At 66.2% G+C, this 14,854-nt stretch carries 16 protein-coding genes; 10 read left to right on the top strand and 6 right to left on the bottom strand.

Translation table 11 applies throughout. The features are described from left to right. Nucleotides 1-71 precede the first annotated feature (71 nt). From AB0C34_RS24175 to AB0C34_RS24165, 3 genes are all read left to right on the top strand, one after another. On the top strand, nucleotides 72-395 hold the full coding sequence (locus tag AB0C34_RS24175) for a hypothetical protein (protein ID WP_357077106.1): 324 nt from the start codon (nucleotides 72-74) through the stop codon (nucleotides 393-395). 295 nt (nucleotides 396-690) lie between these two features. Further along, the gene (locus tag AB0C34_RS24170; protein ID WP_357077103.1) at nucleotides 691-1,926 is read left to right on the top strand and encodes a transcriptional regulator; all 1,236 of its coding nucleotides are present in this window, start codon (nucleotides 691-693) and stop codon (nucleotides 1,924-1,926) included. A 169-nt stretch (nucleotides 1,927-2,095) separates the two neighbouring features. Continuing rightward, entirely contained in the window at nucleotides 2,096-2,491 is a 396-nt protein-coding gene (locus tag AB0C34_RS24165; RefSeq protein WP_357077099.1) for a DUF779 domain-containing protein, read from the top strand. A gap of 67 nt (nucleotides 2,492-2,558) precedes the next feature. Here the strand turns inward: AB0C34_RS24165 and AB0C34_RS24160 are convergent, their stop codons facing one another. Next, nucleotides 2,559-4,112, bottom strand: a complete 1,554-nt coding sequence (locus AB0C34_RS24160; protein ID WP_357077096.1) for a succinic semialdehyde dehydrogenase — start codon at nucleotides 4,110-4,112, stop codon at nucleotides 2,559-2,561. Between the two features lie 275 nt (nucleotides 4,113-4,387). Between AB0C34_RS24160 and AB0C34_RS24155 the strand changes: the two genes are divergently transcribed. From AB0C34_RS24155 to AB0C34_RS24130, 6 genes are all read left to right on the top strand, one after another. Then, nucleotides 4,388-6,769 (top strand): nitrate- and nitrite sensing domain-containing protein, encoded by a 2,382-nt coding sequence (locus tag AB0C34_RS24155; RefSeq protein WP_357077093.1) that lies wholly within the window; start codon nucleotides 4,388-4,390, stop codon nucleotides 6,767-6,769. A gap of 1 nt (nucleotide 6,770) precedes the next feature. Next, nucleotides 6,771-7,196: a roadblock/LC7 domain-containing protein gene (locus AB0C34_RS24150; protein WP_357077090.1), complete on the top strand. Its 426-nt coding sequence runs from the start codon at nucleotides 6,771-6,773 to the stop codon at nucleotides 7,194-7,196. Continuing rightward, a complete protein-coding gene (locus AB0C34_RS24145; protein WP_357077087.1) occupies nucleotides 7,193-7,567 on the top strand; it encodes a DUF742 domain-containing protein in 375 nt (124 codons plus the stop codon). Before AB0C34_RS24150 ends, AB0C34_RS24145 begins: the two co-directional genes overlap by 4 nt. Next, a complete protein-coding gene (locus AB0C34_RS24140; RefSeq protein WP_357077084.1) occupies nucleotides 7,548-8,147 on the top strand; it encodes an ATP/GTP-binding protein in 600 nt (199 codons plus the stop codon). Before AB0C34_RS24145 ends, AB0C34_RS24140 begins: the two co-directional genes overlap by 20 nt. A gap of 295 nt (nucleotides 8,148-8,442) precedes the next feature. Next, complete coding sequence (locus AB0C34_RS24135; RefSeq protein WP_357077303.1) at nucleotides 8,443-8,814, top strand: Tn3 family transposase; 372 nt, start codon at nucleotides 8,443-8,445, stop codon at nucleotides 8,812-8,814. Nucleotides 8,815-9,273: 459 nt separating this feature from the next. Continuing rightward, a complete protein-coding gene (locus AB0C34_RS24130; protein ID WP_357077081.1) occupies nucleotides 9,274-9,732 on the top strand; it encodes a hypothetical protein in 459 nt (152 codons plus the stop codon). 139 nt (nucleotides 9,733-9,871) lie between these two features. Here AB0C34_RS24130 and AB0C34_RS24125 read toward each other — a convergent pair whose 3' ends face one another. The 5 genes from AB0C34_RS24125 to AB0C34_RS24105 form a co-directional block, all read right to left on the bottom strand. Beyond that, nucleotides 9,872-10,051 (bottom strand): hypothetical protein, encoded by a 180-nt coding sequence (locus tag AB0C34_RS24125; protein ID WP_357077078.1) that lies wholly within the window; start codon nucleotides 10,049-10,051, stop codon nucleotides 9,872-9,874. A 326-nt stretch (nucleotides 10,052-10,377) separates the two neighbouring features. Then, on the bottom strand, nucleotides 10,378-10,791 hold the full coding sequence (locus AB0C34_RS24120; RefSeq protein WP_357077075.1) for an NUDIX domain-containing protein: 414 nt from the start codon (nucleotides 10,789-10,791) through the stop codon (nucleotides 10,378-10,380). A 400-nt stretch (nucleotides 10,792-11,191) separates the two neighbouring features. Then, nucleotides 11,192-11,995 carry an alpha/beta hydrolase gene (locus AB0C34_RS24115; protein ID WP_357077072.1) on the bottom strand — a complete coding sequence of 268 codons (804 nt, stop codon included), beginning with the start codon at nucleotides 11,993-11,995 and terminating at the stop codon, nucleotides 11,192-11,194. Nucleotides 11,996-12,132: 137 nt separating this feature from the next. Then, nucleotides 12,133-13,080 carry a M56 family metallopeptidase gene (locus AB0C34_RS24110; protein WP_357077069.1) on the bottom strand — a complete coding sequence of 316 codons (948 nt, stop codon included), beginning with the start codon at nucleotides 13,078-13,080 and terminating at the stop codon, nucleotides 12,133-12,135. Further along, nucleotides 13,077-13,457 carry a BlaI/MecI/CopY family transcriptional regulator gene (locus AB0C34_RS24105; RefSeq protein ID WP_357077066.1) on the bottom strand — a complete coding sequence of 127 codons (381 nt, stop codon included), beginning with the start codon at nucleotides 13,455-13,457 and terminating at the stop codon, nucleotides 13,077-13,079. Before AB0C34_RS24105 ends, AB0C34_RS24110 begins: the two co-directional genes overlap by 4 nt. A gap of 145 nt (nucleotides 13,458-13,602) precedes the next feature. Between AB0C34_RS24105 and dinB the strand changes: the two genes are divergently transcribed. After that, nucleotides 13,603-14,844 carry a DNA polymerase IV gene (gene dinB, locus AB0C34_RS24100; protein WP_357077063.1) on the top strand — a complete coding sequence of 414 codons (1,242 nt, stop codon included), beginning with the start codon at nucleotides 13,603-13,605 and terminating at the stop codon, nucleotides 14,842-14,844. Nucleotides 14,845-14,854: the final 10 nt, after the last annotated feature.

Below are 14,854 nucleotides of genomic sequence, written 5' to 3'. Positions count from 1 at the left end.
GCGCGCCCCGGCCTTAGGCTGGACTCGATCGACGCGGGCATCGCCGCGACATAACCATTCAGGAGGAGCACATGAACGCCACGCTGTCACGGACCGGCCGAACCGGCCTCGGGATCGCGGCGATCGCCATGGTGCTCGCGGGCTGCACAGACATCGAGCGAGCCCTCAACCGCGGCGGTGACACCCCGTGCAACGAGTACATCAAGCAGGACCAGGACACCAAGCGCACGACAATCACCAAATTCGTCAAGGAACAGTCCCAGAACGATCGAGAACCGGCGGGCACCGTGGTAGATGCGACGATCGTTTCGGTCGACATGCTCTGCGGCAGCCAGGCCAATGCCCAAACCCCCATCAAGAACGCTGACGTCGCGGGGATTTTCATCAAGAAGTAGGCACTGGGTCACTGCGGCGAAGGAAGCGGGCGGCCGATCGGCCGCCCGCTTTCGTGCGTCCGCGCCGGCCGTCGGAGCGGCCTGGTGCGGTGTCCCGGGCGGGATGCCGCGCGCTATTGCGCACGGCCGACTGGGACGTCGACGCGATTCGGGACGATGTGCGTACCCGTCAACCAGGTCGGGCCGCCCGCCCGATTCACCACCGACCCGTCGCGGCTGGCGGTGTGTCGTCAAATCCGCCCGCTTGCACTCGGCATAGGTCAGAATGTGTGAGCGAAGGTGAGTTCACTCGACGATGGGGTTCTACCAGGTGGCGCAGTTCCGCACCCTCACTCAGCAGCGGGTCGAACTGGAACGAGAATGGGAACGCTGGGCGAGGACTCCGAATATCGCGATGCCGCGTACGCCTCGGACCAGCTTGCTACGCAAAGAGGTAGCGCAATCCTGGCAGCGGTCACTGCACACGGTCGATCCCGGCCGCACGGTCGCGCCGGGTTTGGACGACATCGGCGATCTGTGGGCCGAGTCCCCACTCCGACGCCCGGTGACCGAGTTGGCGCCCGATCTGCGCGGAATCGCTGAGGACTCCGGCTATCTCGCCGTGGTCAGCGATGCCGAGGGCACCATTCTCTGGTCGTGTGGTGCGCGCCCTCTGCGCCGGCAGGCCGAGCAGGTCAATCTCGCGCCCGGCGGCTGCTGGAACGAAAGCCACATGGGCACCAACGGTTTGGCACTCGCGTTGCGTACCGACCGCCCGGCATCGGTGTTCTCCGCCGAACATCTGGTGGCCGTGCTGCACGGCTGGGTGTGCTACTCCGCACCCATCCACGGCCCGGACGGCAGGCAGGTCGGCGCCCTGGATCTGTCCGGTTCCTGGGACCGGTCCCATCCCGCGGTACTCACCTCGGTCCGGGCCTTGGTCACCGCGGTGGAGACGATGCTGCGGGCCGCCGAACCCACCCCGTCACCCGGGCTCCGGCTGGACTGCCTCGGCACCGCACGGCTGCTGCGCGATGGCAGTCCACTTCCACTGCCGCCACGGCAACTGGAAATCCTCGCGCTGCTCGCGCTCGAGCCGAACGGCTTCACCCCGGAACAGCTGCATACCGCCGTATACGGCGACCGCGCGGTCTCCACCAGCACGCTGAAGGCGGACGTCTCTCGGCTACGCCGTGCCACCGGTGGCGAAATCACCAATCGGCGTTACCTTTTGACCGGGCCGGTGGGCTGCGACGCCGTGGACCTGCTCGGCGCCATCGCAACAGGCGACGTCACCTCAGCGGTGTGGCTGTATCGCGGCCCGCTGCTGCCGGGGTCGGAGACACCTGGCGTGGTCGCGTGGCGCGATTATCTTCATGTCGGTGTTAGGACCGCGGTTCTGGCCAGCGACCGCGTCGAGCACGCCGTGGCATTCGGCGAACGAGCGCCCGACGATGTCGAGGTGCACGAACACGCGTTGCGGATGCTCCCATCCGGCGATGTGCGACGTGCGGTGGTGACCGCACGATTGCACACCGCATTGCACGCTTAGCCGTTCCGCACCAACCTCGCACCAACCTCGTCGGACCATAGTGACCCGGTCAGCGAGAGTCACGAGGAGCAAGTGTCATGGTCTACGCCATATCGGGGTCCTATCCCGGCATCGTCGACTACGCCAGGTGCTGTGACGACGTCTTCGGTGGCGAGTGGGCGGCGCTGTGATGCCCGAGCGGATTCATCGGGTGGACATCACCGACCGCGCCAGGATCGCACTGCGCCGAATGATCGACCAACACGGCGCGGTGCTGTTTCACCAGTCCGACGAGCGTTTCGGCGGGAGCACGCCCGTGTGCCGTCCGGTCCGTGAGTTCCGGGTCGGCGGGGCGGATGTCCTGGTCGGAAGTCTGCCCTGGCACACCGAATTCTGGATGAGCGGTGACCAGTACGAACTCAGCAAGCACGCCCACCTCACCGTCGACGTCGCCTACAGTGGCGGCACGCTGGACACATCCGACGGCGTGCGCTTCACCCTCAGGTCACGGCTGCTCACGGACGAGGAAGCAGCAGCGCTGGCGGCACGACCACCGCCGCGCACCGGAGCCGACCGGTTGGCATGAGCCTGTATGGGCCGACCGGCGGGATGTCCGCCCGGGTGGGCACGACCACCCGGGCGGATGTCGAGCGTCAGCGACCCGGAAGGTGACGTAGGGCGCGGGCGATCGCCATGAGGAACGGCTGCCATTTGTTTCGCGGGAACAGTGTCGGCGGATCGAGATTCAGGTATCTGGTCACCACGACGGTTTGCGGTTCGGTGTATTTCAGCAGACCTTGGGGACCGTGCCTGCGGCCGACGCCGGAGATGCCCATACCGCCCATCGGCGCGGCCGTAGTGCCCCAGGCTGGCGCGTAGCCCTCGTCCACGCACACCGTGCCGGCGTGCAACTGGGCGGCGATCCGCTCGCCCGCGGACTTGCTCGCCGCCCACACCGACGCGTTGAGGCCGTAGTCGGTGTCGTTCGCCGAGCGCACGGCTTCCTCGATGTTGTCCACCGGATAGATCGACACCAGCGGGCCGAAAGTCTCGTCGCGGAAGCACTCCATTTCTTCGGTCACGCCGGTGAGCACGGTGGGCTCGAAGAACAGTGGACCGAGATCGGGGCGGCTGGCGCCGCCCGTGAGCACCTTCGCGCCCTTGGACGTCGCGTCCGCGACGTGTTTGGACACCTTCTCCAGCTGCGCTTCGGAGATGAGGCTGCCGATGTCGGCCGAATAGTCATAGGACGCACCGAGTCTCGCAGCGTTCACCGCAGCGACGAATTTCTCGGTGAACTCCGCTTCGACTTCCTGCTCGACGTAGAGCCGCTCGATCGAGATACACAGCTGCCCCGCATTGGAGAAGCAGGCCCGCACGGCGGCCTTCGCAGCCTTGTTCAGATCGGCGCCCTTGGTGACGATCATCGGGTTCTTGCCGCCGAGTTCGGCGGAGAACCCGATGAGTCTGCGGCCGCACCGCTCGGCGAGCCCGCGACCGGTCTCCGAGGAGCCGGTGAACATCAGGTAGTCGCAGCCCTCGACGATCGCGGTGCCGACCACGGTGCCCGGGCCGGGCACGACCGCCAGCAGATCACGCGGCAGCCCGGCACGGTAGAGCAGTTCGACACCGGCCAGCGTGGCGAATGGAGTCTGACTGTCGGGCTTGGCCACCACGGCATTGCCCGCGAGCAGCGCCGGGATGGAGTCGCCGATCGACAGCAACATCGGGTAATTCCATGGTGCGATGATCCCGACCACGCCCTTGCTCTGATAGCGGACGGCGGCTCGGTTGAGCACAGGGAACGCGCCGGGCACCTTGTGCGGGCTCAGCAGGCGCGGCGCCACCTCGGAAAAGTACCGGGCCGCGAACATCAACCCCATGACCTCTTCTTGGGCCGCCCAGCGTGCCTTGCCCGTCTCGGCCTGCAGCACGTCCATCAGGAAATGGCGGTGCTCCACCACCAACGCACGGTAACGCTCCAGCACTGCGGCGCGCTCCGTGACCGGGCGCGCCGCCCACTCCGCCTGAGCTGCGCGCGCCTTCTCGATAGCGACAACCACATCGTCGGAGGTGCCGATCGGTACACTACCCAGCGGCTTGCCGGTGAACGTCTCGGCGATCGTCTTGAGTTGGCGGTCCCCAGGCGCGTCGATCGCGGCCAACGCGCTCAGGCGCTCGAAGACTCCGGCTTCCGGCGCGGGCATCACGACCTCCTATTTGTGAGTAACCGCAAGATACAGACAATCTACTCCATCGCGAACCTGATCGGCAGCCGGTTTCCGCGACCGGCGACAACCCGATCCCGCACGGAATCGACCCACCCATATCAGCCCACGAATTCCCCTGCGGCACATCAGAAATGGCGTCATGTCACATTGGCGGGTAATTATTCCTCCATACCGACAGTGCGATGTCAAACCGAGTCCCGGTCAACGGGATAGGACATCGGGCGGACATCGATCTCGAGTACGTTGGGCAAATGTTCAGAAGGAGGCTCGGTGTCCGCGGCCGGATTTTGGCCATCGCACTCATCCCGAGTCTGTCCCTCCTACTAGTCGGCGTGGGTACGGCGGGGTACCTGGTGTTCAAGGGAACCTACGCACGGGTGTGGGCCATCCAAGTGCAGAAGTCGACGCCTTCGGCCAGGGAATTCACCGAGTCCGTCCAGCTGGAACGACGCCTGACCCTTGCCGAACTCGCGGGTGACCGTGAAGCCGCACCCGCACTCGCCGCGGCGCGGGTGCGAACCGACAAGGCGGTCGCCGAACTGCGCAACGCCTCGGGCGGGCTGCAAACACTCGCATCGTCCCTGATCGGAGACAAGGTCACCCACTTCCTGAATGTGTTGGACCGACTCCCGACGGTGCGAGCTCAGGTCGACACCGGGACACTGCCCATTCTGGAGGCGTACGCCTTCTACAACGATGGGCTCCGGGCCATCCCGACCGCCACACAGATCGCCCAGCAGTTCTCGCCGGACCCCGAGATCGCGATCGAACTCGCGGAGGGCCTGCGGCTGTTCTACGCGGCGGAAGCGATGTCGCGCAGCAACGCCCTGGCCCTGGCCCTGGTGAACGCACATGATCGCGCGACTGTCCCGGCGGCGGAATACCTCAGGCAGGTCGGCTATTACCACGCTCAGATCGACTATCTGACCAGCGAATTCGATGCTCCGCAGCGCGATGCCGCCAAGGCGGCGACCAGTTCCCCCGCATGGCAGCAACTGACCTCGATCGAAGAGGCCCTCGCCCGGCTGGCGCTGGGGAACCCTGCTGACGACGGTCAGAACACAATCCGGCCGGGTGGCCCGGACGCCGAGGGCACGCCAGGGGCCGGCATCGGCGCCGACTTGCCGCGGAGCGTGGCGGACTGGCAGAACGCGGCGACCGACGTCAACCGCGGGCTGATCGACATCTGGATCAACCAGAACAAGCAGGCGCAGGAAGTCGCCGAAGACAAGGCCGGCGGCTCCACAATGAACTCGCTGCTGTTCGGGATCGTGGTCTTGCTGGTTGCGATAGCGGGTTTCATCATCGCGGTCGAACTGGCCAATCGGATCATCCGCAGGCTGCGGCTGCTACGTGGGGAAACCCTCGCACTCGCCGACGAGGGTCTACCCGACATGATGCGCCGGCTGCGGGCGGGCGAGCCGGTGGACCTGGCAGAGGAGACGCCGCTCCTGGATTACGGCCACGACGAGATCGGCCAGGTCGCCAAAGCATTCGGTCGCGCGCACGCCGCAGCGGTCGCGGGGGCGGTCACAGAGGCCCGTACTCGCGAGGGCGTGAAAGCGGTCTTCCTCAACATCGCCCACCGCAGCCAGATCGTGGTGCACCAGCAGTTGGAAATCCTCGACGAGGCCGAGCGACGGCAGGAGGATCCCGCCTTGCTCGACACGTTTTTCCGGCTGGATCACCTGGCCACCCGAGAACGCCGCAATGCCGAGAATCTGGTTATCCTCGGCGGTGGCCAGCCAGGCAGACAGTGGCGTAATCCGGTGGACCTCGTCTCGCTGGTGCGCAGCGCCATCGGCGAAACGCTCGACTATTCGCGCGTCCGGCTCGCCCGGCAACCCGATGTGCTGATCGTCGGTTCCGCGGTCGCCGACTTGATCCACCTGCTCGCGGAACTGATCGACAATGCCACCGCGTTCTCACCACCGCAGTCACGCGTAGAGGTGAGCGGAACCGTCGTCGGCAAAGGCGTGGTCGTCGAGATCGAGGACCAAGGCATGGGCATGCCCACCGGCGAGTTGACCAAGGCGAACGAGATGCTGCGCAATCCACCGGATTTCGGTGTCGCCGCTTTGTCCGCCGATTCCCGTCTCGGGCTGTTCGTGGTTGCTCAGCTCGGTGTTCAGTACGGAATCTCGGTTCGGCTGGTCGAGTCCGATTATGGCGGGATCCGGGCTATCGTGCTCATCCCCTCCGCACTCATCGCCTGCGACACCGGGACACCGTCCTCGAGAGCCGAGAAATCGGAGGCGGCACCCGCACCATCGTCGGCACCACCATCCGCGCACAAGCCCCCCATACCGATAGCCGACTCGAGCCCGGCTTCCATCGAGGCGCCCATCGCGACGCTGGTCGCCGAGCCACCGGCAGCGAACCCGACAGCACCCAACGACACTTCCACCGAATCGCCCGGCAACGGCGAAGCCAGGCCCACATTGCCGCGCCGCAATCGCCAGGCGAATCTCGCACCGCAACTGACCGAGCCGGCCGCGACCCAGACCGGACCACAGCGACAGCGCACCGCCGAACAGGCACGTGATCTGATGTCAGCAATCGAGAACGGCACCAGACAGGGCCGCAAACCGCTCACAGACGACAGCCCCATCCCGGACGATCGGAAAGACTAAGGTGACTTCATCCAACCCAGGTGATCTCAATTGGCTGCTCGACGACCTCGTCGACCGGCTGGCCGGTGTCCGTCATGCGGTAGTACTGTCCACAGACGGATTGCTGCTCGGTCGCTCAGTGGCGATAACGCGCGAGGACGCCGAACATTTCGCCGCGATGTCCTCCACCCTGCACGGTCTCGCCCGCAGCGCCGGTCATCGCTTCGACGGCGGCGGTGTGCGCCAAGCAGTGATCGAACTCGACCGTGCCGTGCTATTCGTGACCTCCGCCGGTGACAACGCGTGCCTGGCGTTGCAGGCGGCCGAGTCCGCGAATCTCGGCATGGTGGCCTACGAGATGAACCTGACCGTCCAGCGGGTCGGCACATATCTGTCCACCGCTGCCCGACAAGATCCGGTCGGACAAGTCGAGTCCGAACTGGCATGACCAACCCCGGTGAGCCTTGGTTCGACGACGCAGCAGGTCCGCTGGTCCGTCCCTACGCGCGCACTCGTGGGCGCACCAAGGGATCCGGACCGGAACTGGATATGCTCACGTCCGTAGTCGCGGACGACTCCGCGCCCGCGCTGCGTCGGAACGAACCCGAATACACCGAAATCTCTCGGCTATGCCGGGTTTCGCAGACGGTGGCAGAAGTGTCCGCCCGGTTGCGATTGCCGCTCGCGGTCACCAAGATCCTCGTTGGTGATCTGATCGGCGACGGGCAGTTGATCTTCCGTGCCCCCGTTCCGACGGAGGCCGGACCCGATGACCTCAACATATTGCGAGCGGTGCTGGATGGAATCCGAAAAATTTGACTCGAGCGGCACGCCGCACCTGGCCGCCTCGGTCAAAATTCTCGTCGCCGGTGGGTTCGGCGTCGGCAAAACGACCATGGTTTCAGCGATCAGCGAGTGCGCGCCATTGCGCACCGAAGAGCTGATCACCGAGGTGAGTACCGGCGTCGATGACCTATCGGGTGTCGAGCGGAAGACCACGACCACGGTCGCGCTGGACTTCGGCAGGCTCACCATCGACGGCAACCTCGTGCTTTACCTCTTCGGCACCCCCGGCCAGGATAGGTACTGGTTCCTGTGGGACGAACTCGCTCGCGGTGCCCTCGGTGCTGTGGTATTGGCCGATACCCGCAGGCTGGGCAACTCCTTTGCCGCCGTGGACTTCTTCGAGCGCCGCCGCCTGCCGTTCATGGTCGGCGTCAACTGTTTCGAGGGCGCGCCGCGTTACACCATCGACGAGGTGCGTGACGCGCTGGACCTCGATTCGGTCACCCCGGTGATGCTCTGCGACGCCCGCGACCGCGGATCCTGCAAGACCGTGCTGCTCACCCTGGTCGAGCATCTGATCGAACGGGCGCACCGCAAGCGAGTCACGACCTGAACTCACCCCGCACAGCGTGTCGGGCGTCCCGCGGGCCAACCGCCTCCTCAGCACACCGAAGGGCAGCAGCGAGATAAGCCGAATAGGCACAGCGGCCTATTCAGCGGCGCTGGCCGAGTCAGACGTGACCGATCGCGTCGATTCGGTTGTGGTTCAGAGGGTTGTAGGGGACGGGGGAGGACGGTCCTTAGTTATAGTGCAGGGGGTGTTTCGGTGTGGGTGTAGAAGAGGTGCGTTCGCGACGTCGATCGAGTGCACCGCTTTACCGCAGTTCAAGCAGTTGGCTTTGGCGCGGATGTCGCATGCGTTCTTCACCCCCGACAAGGTCGAGCCATACCCTGGCTTCGCCACATGGTTGTCCTCCGGCAACAACGGCGTGCTCACCGACAACGACCCTGACGAGCAGGCGAAACTGATCAAGTTCAGCACCCTGCTGGCCAACCTGGCGATCTTTCACAACGCCCTCGACATCACCGACGTCGTCCGCAGGCACGTCGCCGACGGCTGGACCATGACCGCCAACCAACACGCCGCGCTCTCGCCCTACCTACGCGCCCACATCAGCCGCCTCGGCGCCTACGCCACCGACGAACTCACCCGCCAACACGACCCACTCGACCATGCGCTCACCGAGGTCGACTTCACCACCTTCTACCTCGCTGCCTGAACGCACGGTCACAGCGACAGGAAACCTCGATGGGCGGGTTGGGCGGCGGCGGGATCATCGCGAAGATGCTTCAGGCAGCCAAACGTCTCACGGCCGCGATCGGTGAGAAAGCTGCCGCGCGAATATGCGAAGCACACCACCAATTCCCACACGCGATACGAGACGGCCTCGAGCGGGCCTCGCACGAAGACGAGCAACTGGCACCCGAGTTCGACAGGATTGGTCGGGCTGTACACGCGGACCGCGATTACACCACCGCACACTCGACACCCGATGAGATAGCTGCACATGTCGCCAGAGCAGGGTGGGCCACCGACCCGATCACGTTGCGCACCCATACGACCGACACGGGAACGGTGATCCCGCCGAGAACCCTCTCGGAGGCCACAGCCACTGCCCCTCCCCCCCTTCGACCCACCGATCTTCCGCAGCCGAGCCGGTCTGACCGAACTGTTCCGAATGAACATCGAAAGAGGTGTCCGGCTTGATCAGCTCGAGCCGCTCGCACCGATCAATCCCCACTACAACTGTCACGGGTACACCTTCAGCCGCGACGGCGAAGCAGGGTGGCTGGCGGGCCGTTGGGTCGACGGGATCCTGTCGGACAACGGGTTCCGCAGAATATCCGATGTCGGTGCGGCGGCTCCGGGGGATGTAGTGGTCTACCGGGACGCCGGCTCCGTCGTCACACATTCCGGCGTGGTCGCAGGCGTTACCTCTGGTGAGGTCTATGTGGATTCCAAACAGGCAGCGCTGTCACTGGTGCGGCACCGACTCCACGAGGTGAGCGAGATGTACGGTTCGGATGTGGCGGTATACCGCACAGACCGCCCGGACGGCAGGTTCCTCACACCGGTCGAGGACTCTGGACTGCCGGCACCGCCATGGCCGCCTGCCCCTTCACCTCACGACCTGTAGCCGGTGGGCTACCGGCTACTGTCCCGCGAAAAACTCACCTTCGTCGTCTCCCGGCACCGGCATAAAGTCGACCTCGACAACTCCATCGCGTGCCGCTGTGGACTGTTCGTCGGCTCGAAGTATCGGCTCCGCCGAACACTCACGCCTGGCGCAGCCAAGCGAGAAACAACACACCGCCGCCCGCGGCCAGCAGGAGCGCGACCGGGAGTGGCCACCACTGCCCGTTCCGGCCGAGGAGACCACGGGTGAACCGCACCTGGAACGCGCCGAGTCCGGCCAGAGTCAGCAACCAGACCGGCAGCAAGCCGACACCGAGCACCGCATACACCGCCCACGCGCCCGCCAGAGTCGACCCGCCCCAAGAGCCTTTGACATTGTCCGCGATCAGTGGATAACAGATCCCCGGGTAGCTGCGACTACCACGAGGAAGACCAGAAACCGGGCGAGGACACCGACCGCACCGCTGAGCATCGAATGCGCGATCGCACGCACTGCCGAAAACTTATGCGGAAGAACGGTTTGGCCGAGCATTCGACGCGGCAGGCGCAGCCGTGTCCCGATTCGTCGCAGCGCCAGCGGTGGCATAACGCAGCAATGCTCGCATCCACGGCACGGCGCCGACAGTGACGGCGTTCGACCCGCGCCTCACCGCAGCTGTCCCGCCGCGACCAAGTCATCGAACAGCAGTTGGTCGACCGGAGGGACCAGAGCCCGGTCGGCATAGGAGAACCACGCGACCTCCTCGATCTCGTTGCTCGCGGCCAGCGAGCCGCGGTAATCGGCGGTATAGCAACTCATCCGCACTACCGGACCGCCCTCGGGCCCGTGCACCGCCTCGTAGGTACCGACGTATGCGATGGTTTCGGGGAGCAGCGCGACCGTGAGTTCCTCATCGATCTCGCGCAGCAATGTCTGCAGATCGGTCTCCGCACCCTCGCGCTTGCCACCGGGAATGTAGAAGACGTCCTTACCCCGCGGTCTGGCGCACAGAATCCGCCCGTCCTCGATCCGCACCCACGCGACCGTGTCGATCAACCGCTGTATGCACCCATCCGCCACCGCCGCAGCCTAGCGCCGTCGCGTGCACTCGGCCGAGTGGACAGCACCGAACCCGGTCCGGGTCGTCTTCCGCAGTCGGGAGAAGCGAGGACCGGTTGGCCAACCCTGCCGCTTGACTCCGAAGGGGCGCTGTCCGGTGCGCGGCTGTTCAAGAACCAATCCATGTACGAACACCTCCACCGTGGCCTGCCCTCTCGGTTCAGCCAGGAGGAAGCTGTTCCTGTTCGATCAGGTGCAGCGTCCAGATCAGCCGTGGCCGACTTCCTTGCCGACAGGCGCGGAAGCTCGCCAGAAGTCGAACCGATGCTGGCTTTCATCGTCCAACTCGACACACCTCGAGCGATCCCGTGGCAGGCGGACGCGGGGGGTTGGGAACCTGTGCGTGACAGCCCGCGTCGGCTCAGCGGACCCGCTGGTCGGCTGCGGCGGCGGTCTCGCGGACGGCCTGGGCGACGGCACGGAAGTCCCTCTTCACAATCTTGGAGTGATTACTCGCGACTTTCGCGCTCAGCTCGACGTTCGGGTTGGTGGCGAACACCGAATCCAGTGAGGTCCGTACCTTCTCCATCTCCCCGTCCTCGCTGCCGAGGCTGTTCCCGGTGGCCAGGACGAACCGCACCGGGCAGGGGAGACGCAGCAGGACAGGCGCACTGGCGTCGGCGATCTCGTTGAGTTCGAAGTTGACGTCGGCGTGCTGTTGAGCGCTCATCCGCGCGGCCATTCCGAACGGGCGCGCCAGCGGCAGCACGAACCGCATCTTGTGGAACAACTTCCGAATCCGCTCTCGGCCCTCCTCACCGGTCAGGCCGACCGGAGCGGCGTCCACGGTCACCACTCCGGCGACGCGGTCGGGATTGCGGTCGGCCCAGTGCCACGCGACGATCCCACCGTAGGACCAGCCCACGAGCAACGGCGACTGATCCACTGCCCGCGCGGCGAGGACTGCGTCCACGTCACGAAGGCACGCCTCGAAGGAGTAGTCCGCCGACCGCTGGGACTTCCCGCGAGCACGTTCGTCGAAGGTGATGTGGCGGAAGCCGGAACCGAGATCGGCGATCACCGGCCGCCAGGGTCGCTGACTGGCGTAGGCGCCGTTCAGGTAGACGACCGGTCGTCCGGTCCCGCCGGTGTCGGTGACCGCCAGGGCGGTATCGTCGACCGGCACCATGCCGGTCCAGGGAGAGGTGTTCGCTGTGCTGCTCATGGACATACTGTCACCGACTCGGCTGACATCGACCTGACACCACCCTGACATAGCCACCGACACAGCGTTCAGGCTGGTCACCGGGGTAGCGACGCACCTCCGATGAGCTGGTCCAGCTCGCCTCGCAACTGGGATATTCAGCAGAAGAGCGCCGCAACACCGAAGGTCGCGGCCACGAGCGCCAACCCGGTCACCAACATCGCGATCACGCCGACCAGCGCGGTGCAGGTGGTTGCACGTCGAACCGTACCGACCGGGTCGACCAGCCGCTCGGCCCGCGCGAGCACTGCGGTGCCTGCCACGGCCAGCGCCCCTGGTGGTGCGGGTTCGGCGATGCCGACGATCGCGAGCAGGCCGCCCAGCAGCGGAAGCGAACCGTGCGCCTCGGCAGCCCGGTCATCGGCGCACATCTCCAGTAATCGGGTGATCTCGGCAGCGCCGACGGTCATCAAGCGCAGGCCCGGCAGCGTGGTGGCGATTGCGCTCAGCGCGGCGGTCATCGGCGCGTGCCTGCCGGACAGATGCGCGCGTTCGTGGGCGAGAACCGCTGCGAGCTGATCGGTGGTCAACGCAGCGAGCGCGGCACTCGTGACGACGATGGTGTCTGGCCGACCCGGCAGGCAATAGGCCTGTCGCTCGGGCGAATCCAGTACGACAGCCCCGACGCCCGGCACTCGCCTGCCGACCAGACGCACAGCGCGCGCGTGGGCGCGTGTGCGCCTGCCCATGGACATGCCGACACCCACGGCCCGCGCCACCAGCGCGAACGTGGCCGTGGCCACCAACGCCGCCACCGCGAATGTGATCGCCTGGCCGGCCGCACCGCCGCGCACGTGGATCGGCACCCACAGGATCGCGAAGCAGACACGCAACGCTTCCTTCGGATGCCCCCAGTACGTAGCGAACTCGGTGGTCAGCATGATCGCCGCGACCACCCATGCGGCCAGTGCGGCACCGATCGCGACGCCCCATGCGATCGCGCCGAGCCGCGGCGCACTGCCGCGATGGGTGAGACCACGCAGTACCGGAGGACCCAGGGTCGCCACCGCGCTGCCATAGAGCACCAGCGCGATCGCCGGGCTCACGGCACTTCTGGGGTCTTGCGCGCCGACAGCCTGCGCAGCGCGGCGCGCAGCCCAGCCGATTCCTCGGCGCTGATCCGGTCGACGAAATGGCTGAGCACCAGGTCCGAGCGTCCGCCGGAACCGAGCGCCTCGAGCATCAGCCGGGCGCTGTGTTCTTCTCTGGTGAGGGTCGGCCAATAGCGATATGCCTTGCCGGCGCGCTCACGTGCCAGCCAGCCCTTGCGATGCAGGTTGTCCATGGTCGACATGACCGTGGTGTAGGCGATGTCCCGTTGCGTCGAGAGTTCGTCGAAGATCTCGCGCACCGTCGTGTCCTCCGCATCCCGATCCCAGATGCGGTCCATGATCACCGCCTCCAAATCCCCGAATCCACGCATCGTGCCGACTCCCTCATGGCTAGCTGTGCCCAATCGTGGCAACAGGGTACCGGCTATAGCGGATTACTACGGAGTCGAATCGTAGATTCGACCACGCCAGCCCGATGTCAGGGACTTACCTTCGTCGGCGTCGATATGCGAACATATGTTCGTGTCCGACGCCGCCGTCTCCCGATCTCGCCGAACCCGGATCGTCGCGCGGGCGGAGGCATCAATCCTGCATGCCGACCTCGACTCGTTCTATGCCGCGGTCGAGCAACGCGATGATCCGCGCCTGCGCGGCAAACCGGTGATCGTCGGCGGCGGTGTCGTGCTCGCCGCCAGCTATGAGGCGAAGGCGTTGGGTGTGCGCACGCCGATGAGCAGCGGACAGGCGCGCCGGTTGTGTCCGCAGGCAATAGTGGTCCGCCCGCGTGTGTCGGCCTACGCAGAGGCGAGCAAGGCAGTGTTCGAGATCTTTCACGACACCACGCCGATCGTGGAGGGCATCTCCATCGACGAGGCGTTCCTGGACGTGAGCGGGCTACGCCGGATCGCGGGCGAGCCGGCGGCGATCGCGCAACGGCTCCGCGCCGAGGTGCGCGATCGAGTCGGCCTGCCCATCTCGGTGGGGATCGCCCGCACGAAATTCCTGGCGAAGGTGGCCAGCGCAGTCGCCAAGCCCGACGGGCTGCGCCTGGCGCCCCCGGACGGCGAACTCGATTTCCTGCACCCGCTGCCTGTCGAAAGGCTGTGGGGCGTCGGCGATGTCACCGCTCGCACGTTGCGCGAACACGGCATCACCCGAGTCGGCCAATTGGCCGAGTTGGGCGAGGGACCACTGCGCGCGATACTCGGCCCCGCCGCGGCCCGCCATCTCTACGCGCTGTCTTGGGCACGCGATCCGCGCCGGGTCGAGACCGGTAAACGGCGCCGCTCGATCGGCGCTCAGCGCGCTCTCGGCCGCCGCTCTCGGCCGCCGGATGAGATCGAGGCCTACCTGCACGGCCTCACCGACCGACTCGGCAGGCGCCTGCGCGCCGCCGACCGAGTATGCCGAACGGTCGTGCTGCGCTTACGCTTCGACGATTTCACCCGCGCAACCCGTTCGCGCGCACTCGCCGAGGCCACCGACCACACCGAAACGATCCTGCACGCAACTCGCACCCTGCTGGCCGGGGCCATGCCACTGATCCAAGTGCGCGGCCTCACCTTGATCGGACTCGCGCTGACCAATCTCGACAATGCCGACGTGGTTCAGCTGACGCTGCCCTTCGAAGCCCGCGCCTCCAACACCCTCGACGCGACCCTCGACGACCTACGGCAACGCTTCGGGTCCGCCGCCGTCACCCGAGCTGCCCTACTCAACCGCGGCGAGGGCCTCTCGGCGCCGCTACTCCCCGACTGAACGGCGGCCC

This window comes from Nocardia sp. NPDC049220, assembly GCF_040647855.1.
In the GTDB taxonomy this organism is placed as follows: domain Bacteria; phylum Actinomycetota; class Actinomycetes; order Mycobacteriales; family Mycobacteriaceae; genus Nocardia.
Note: the sequence above shows the minus strand (reverse complement) of the source record. Positions and strands in the feature narration are given on the sequence as shown.

What these genes read in the sequence shown, in the direction of transcription:
- AB0C34_RS24175 (WP_357077106.1), top strand. Translation starts at nt 72, where the DNA reads ATGAACGCCACGCTGTCACGGACCGGCCGAACCGGCCTCGGGATCGCG.
- AB0C34_RS24170 (WP_357077103.1), top strand. Translation starts at nt 691, where the DNA reads ATGGGGTTCTACCAGGTGGCGCAGTTCCGCACCCTCACTCAGCAGCGG.
- AB0C34_RS24165 (WP_357077099.1), top strand. Translation starts at nt 2,096, where the DNA reads ATGCCCGAGCGGATTCATCGGGTGGACATCACCGACCGCGCCAGGATC.
- AB0C34_RS24160 (WP_357077096.1), bottom strand. Translation starts at nt 4,112, where the DNA reads ATGCCCGCGCCGGAAGCCGGAGTCTTCGAGCGCCTGAGCGCGTTGGCC.
- AB0C34_RS24155 (WP_357077093.1), top strand. Translation starts at nt 4,388, where the DNA reads ATGTTCAGAAGGAGGCTCGGTGTCCGCGGCCGGATTTTGGCCATCGCA.
- AB0C34_RS24145 (WP_357077087.1), top strand. Translation starts at nt 7,193, where the DNA reads ATGACCAACCCCGGTGAGCCTTGGTTCGACGACGCAGCAGGTCCGCTG.
- AB0C34_RS24140 (WP_357077084.1), top strand. Translation starts at nt 7,548, where the DNA reads ATGGAATCCGAAAAATTTGACTCGAGCGGCACGCCGCACCTGGCCGCC.
- AB0C34_RS24135 (WP_357077303.1), top strand. Translation starts at nt 8,443, where the DNA reads ATGTCGCATGCGTTCTTCACCCCCGACAAGGTCGAGCCATACCCTGGC.
- AB0C34_RS24130 (WP_357077081.1), top strand. Translation starts at nt 9,274, where the DNA reads ATGAACATCGAAAGAGGTGTCCGGCTTGATCAGCTCGAGCCGCTCGCA.
- AB0C34_RS24115 (WP_357077072.1), bottom strand. Translation starts at nt 11,995, where the DNA reads ATGAGCAGCACAGCGAACACCTCTCCCTGGACCGGCATGGTGCCGGTC.
- AB0C34_RS24105 (WP_357077066.1), bottom strand. Translation starts at nt 13,457, where the DNA reads ATGCGTGGATTCGGGGATTTGGAGGCGGTGATCATGGACCGCATCTGG.
- dinB (WP_357077063.1), top strand. Translation starts at nt 13,603, where the DNA reads ATGTTCGTGTCCGACGCCGCCGTCTCCCGATCTCGCCGAACCCGGATC.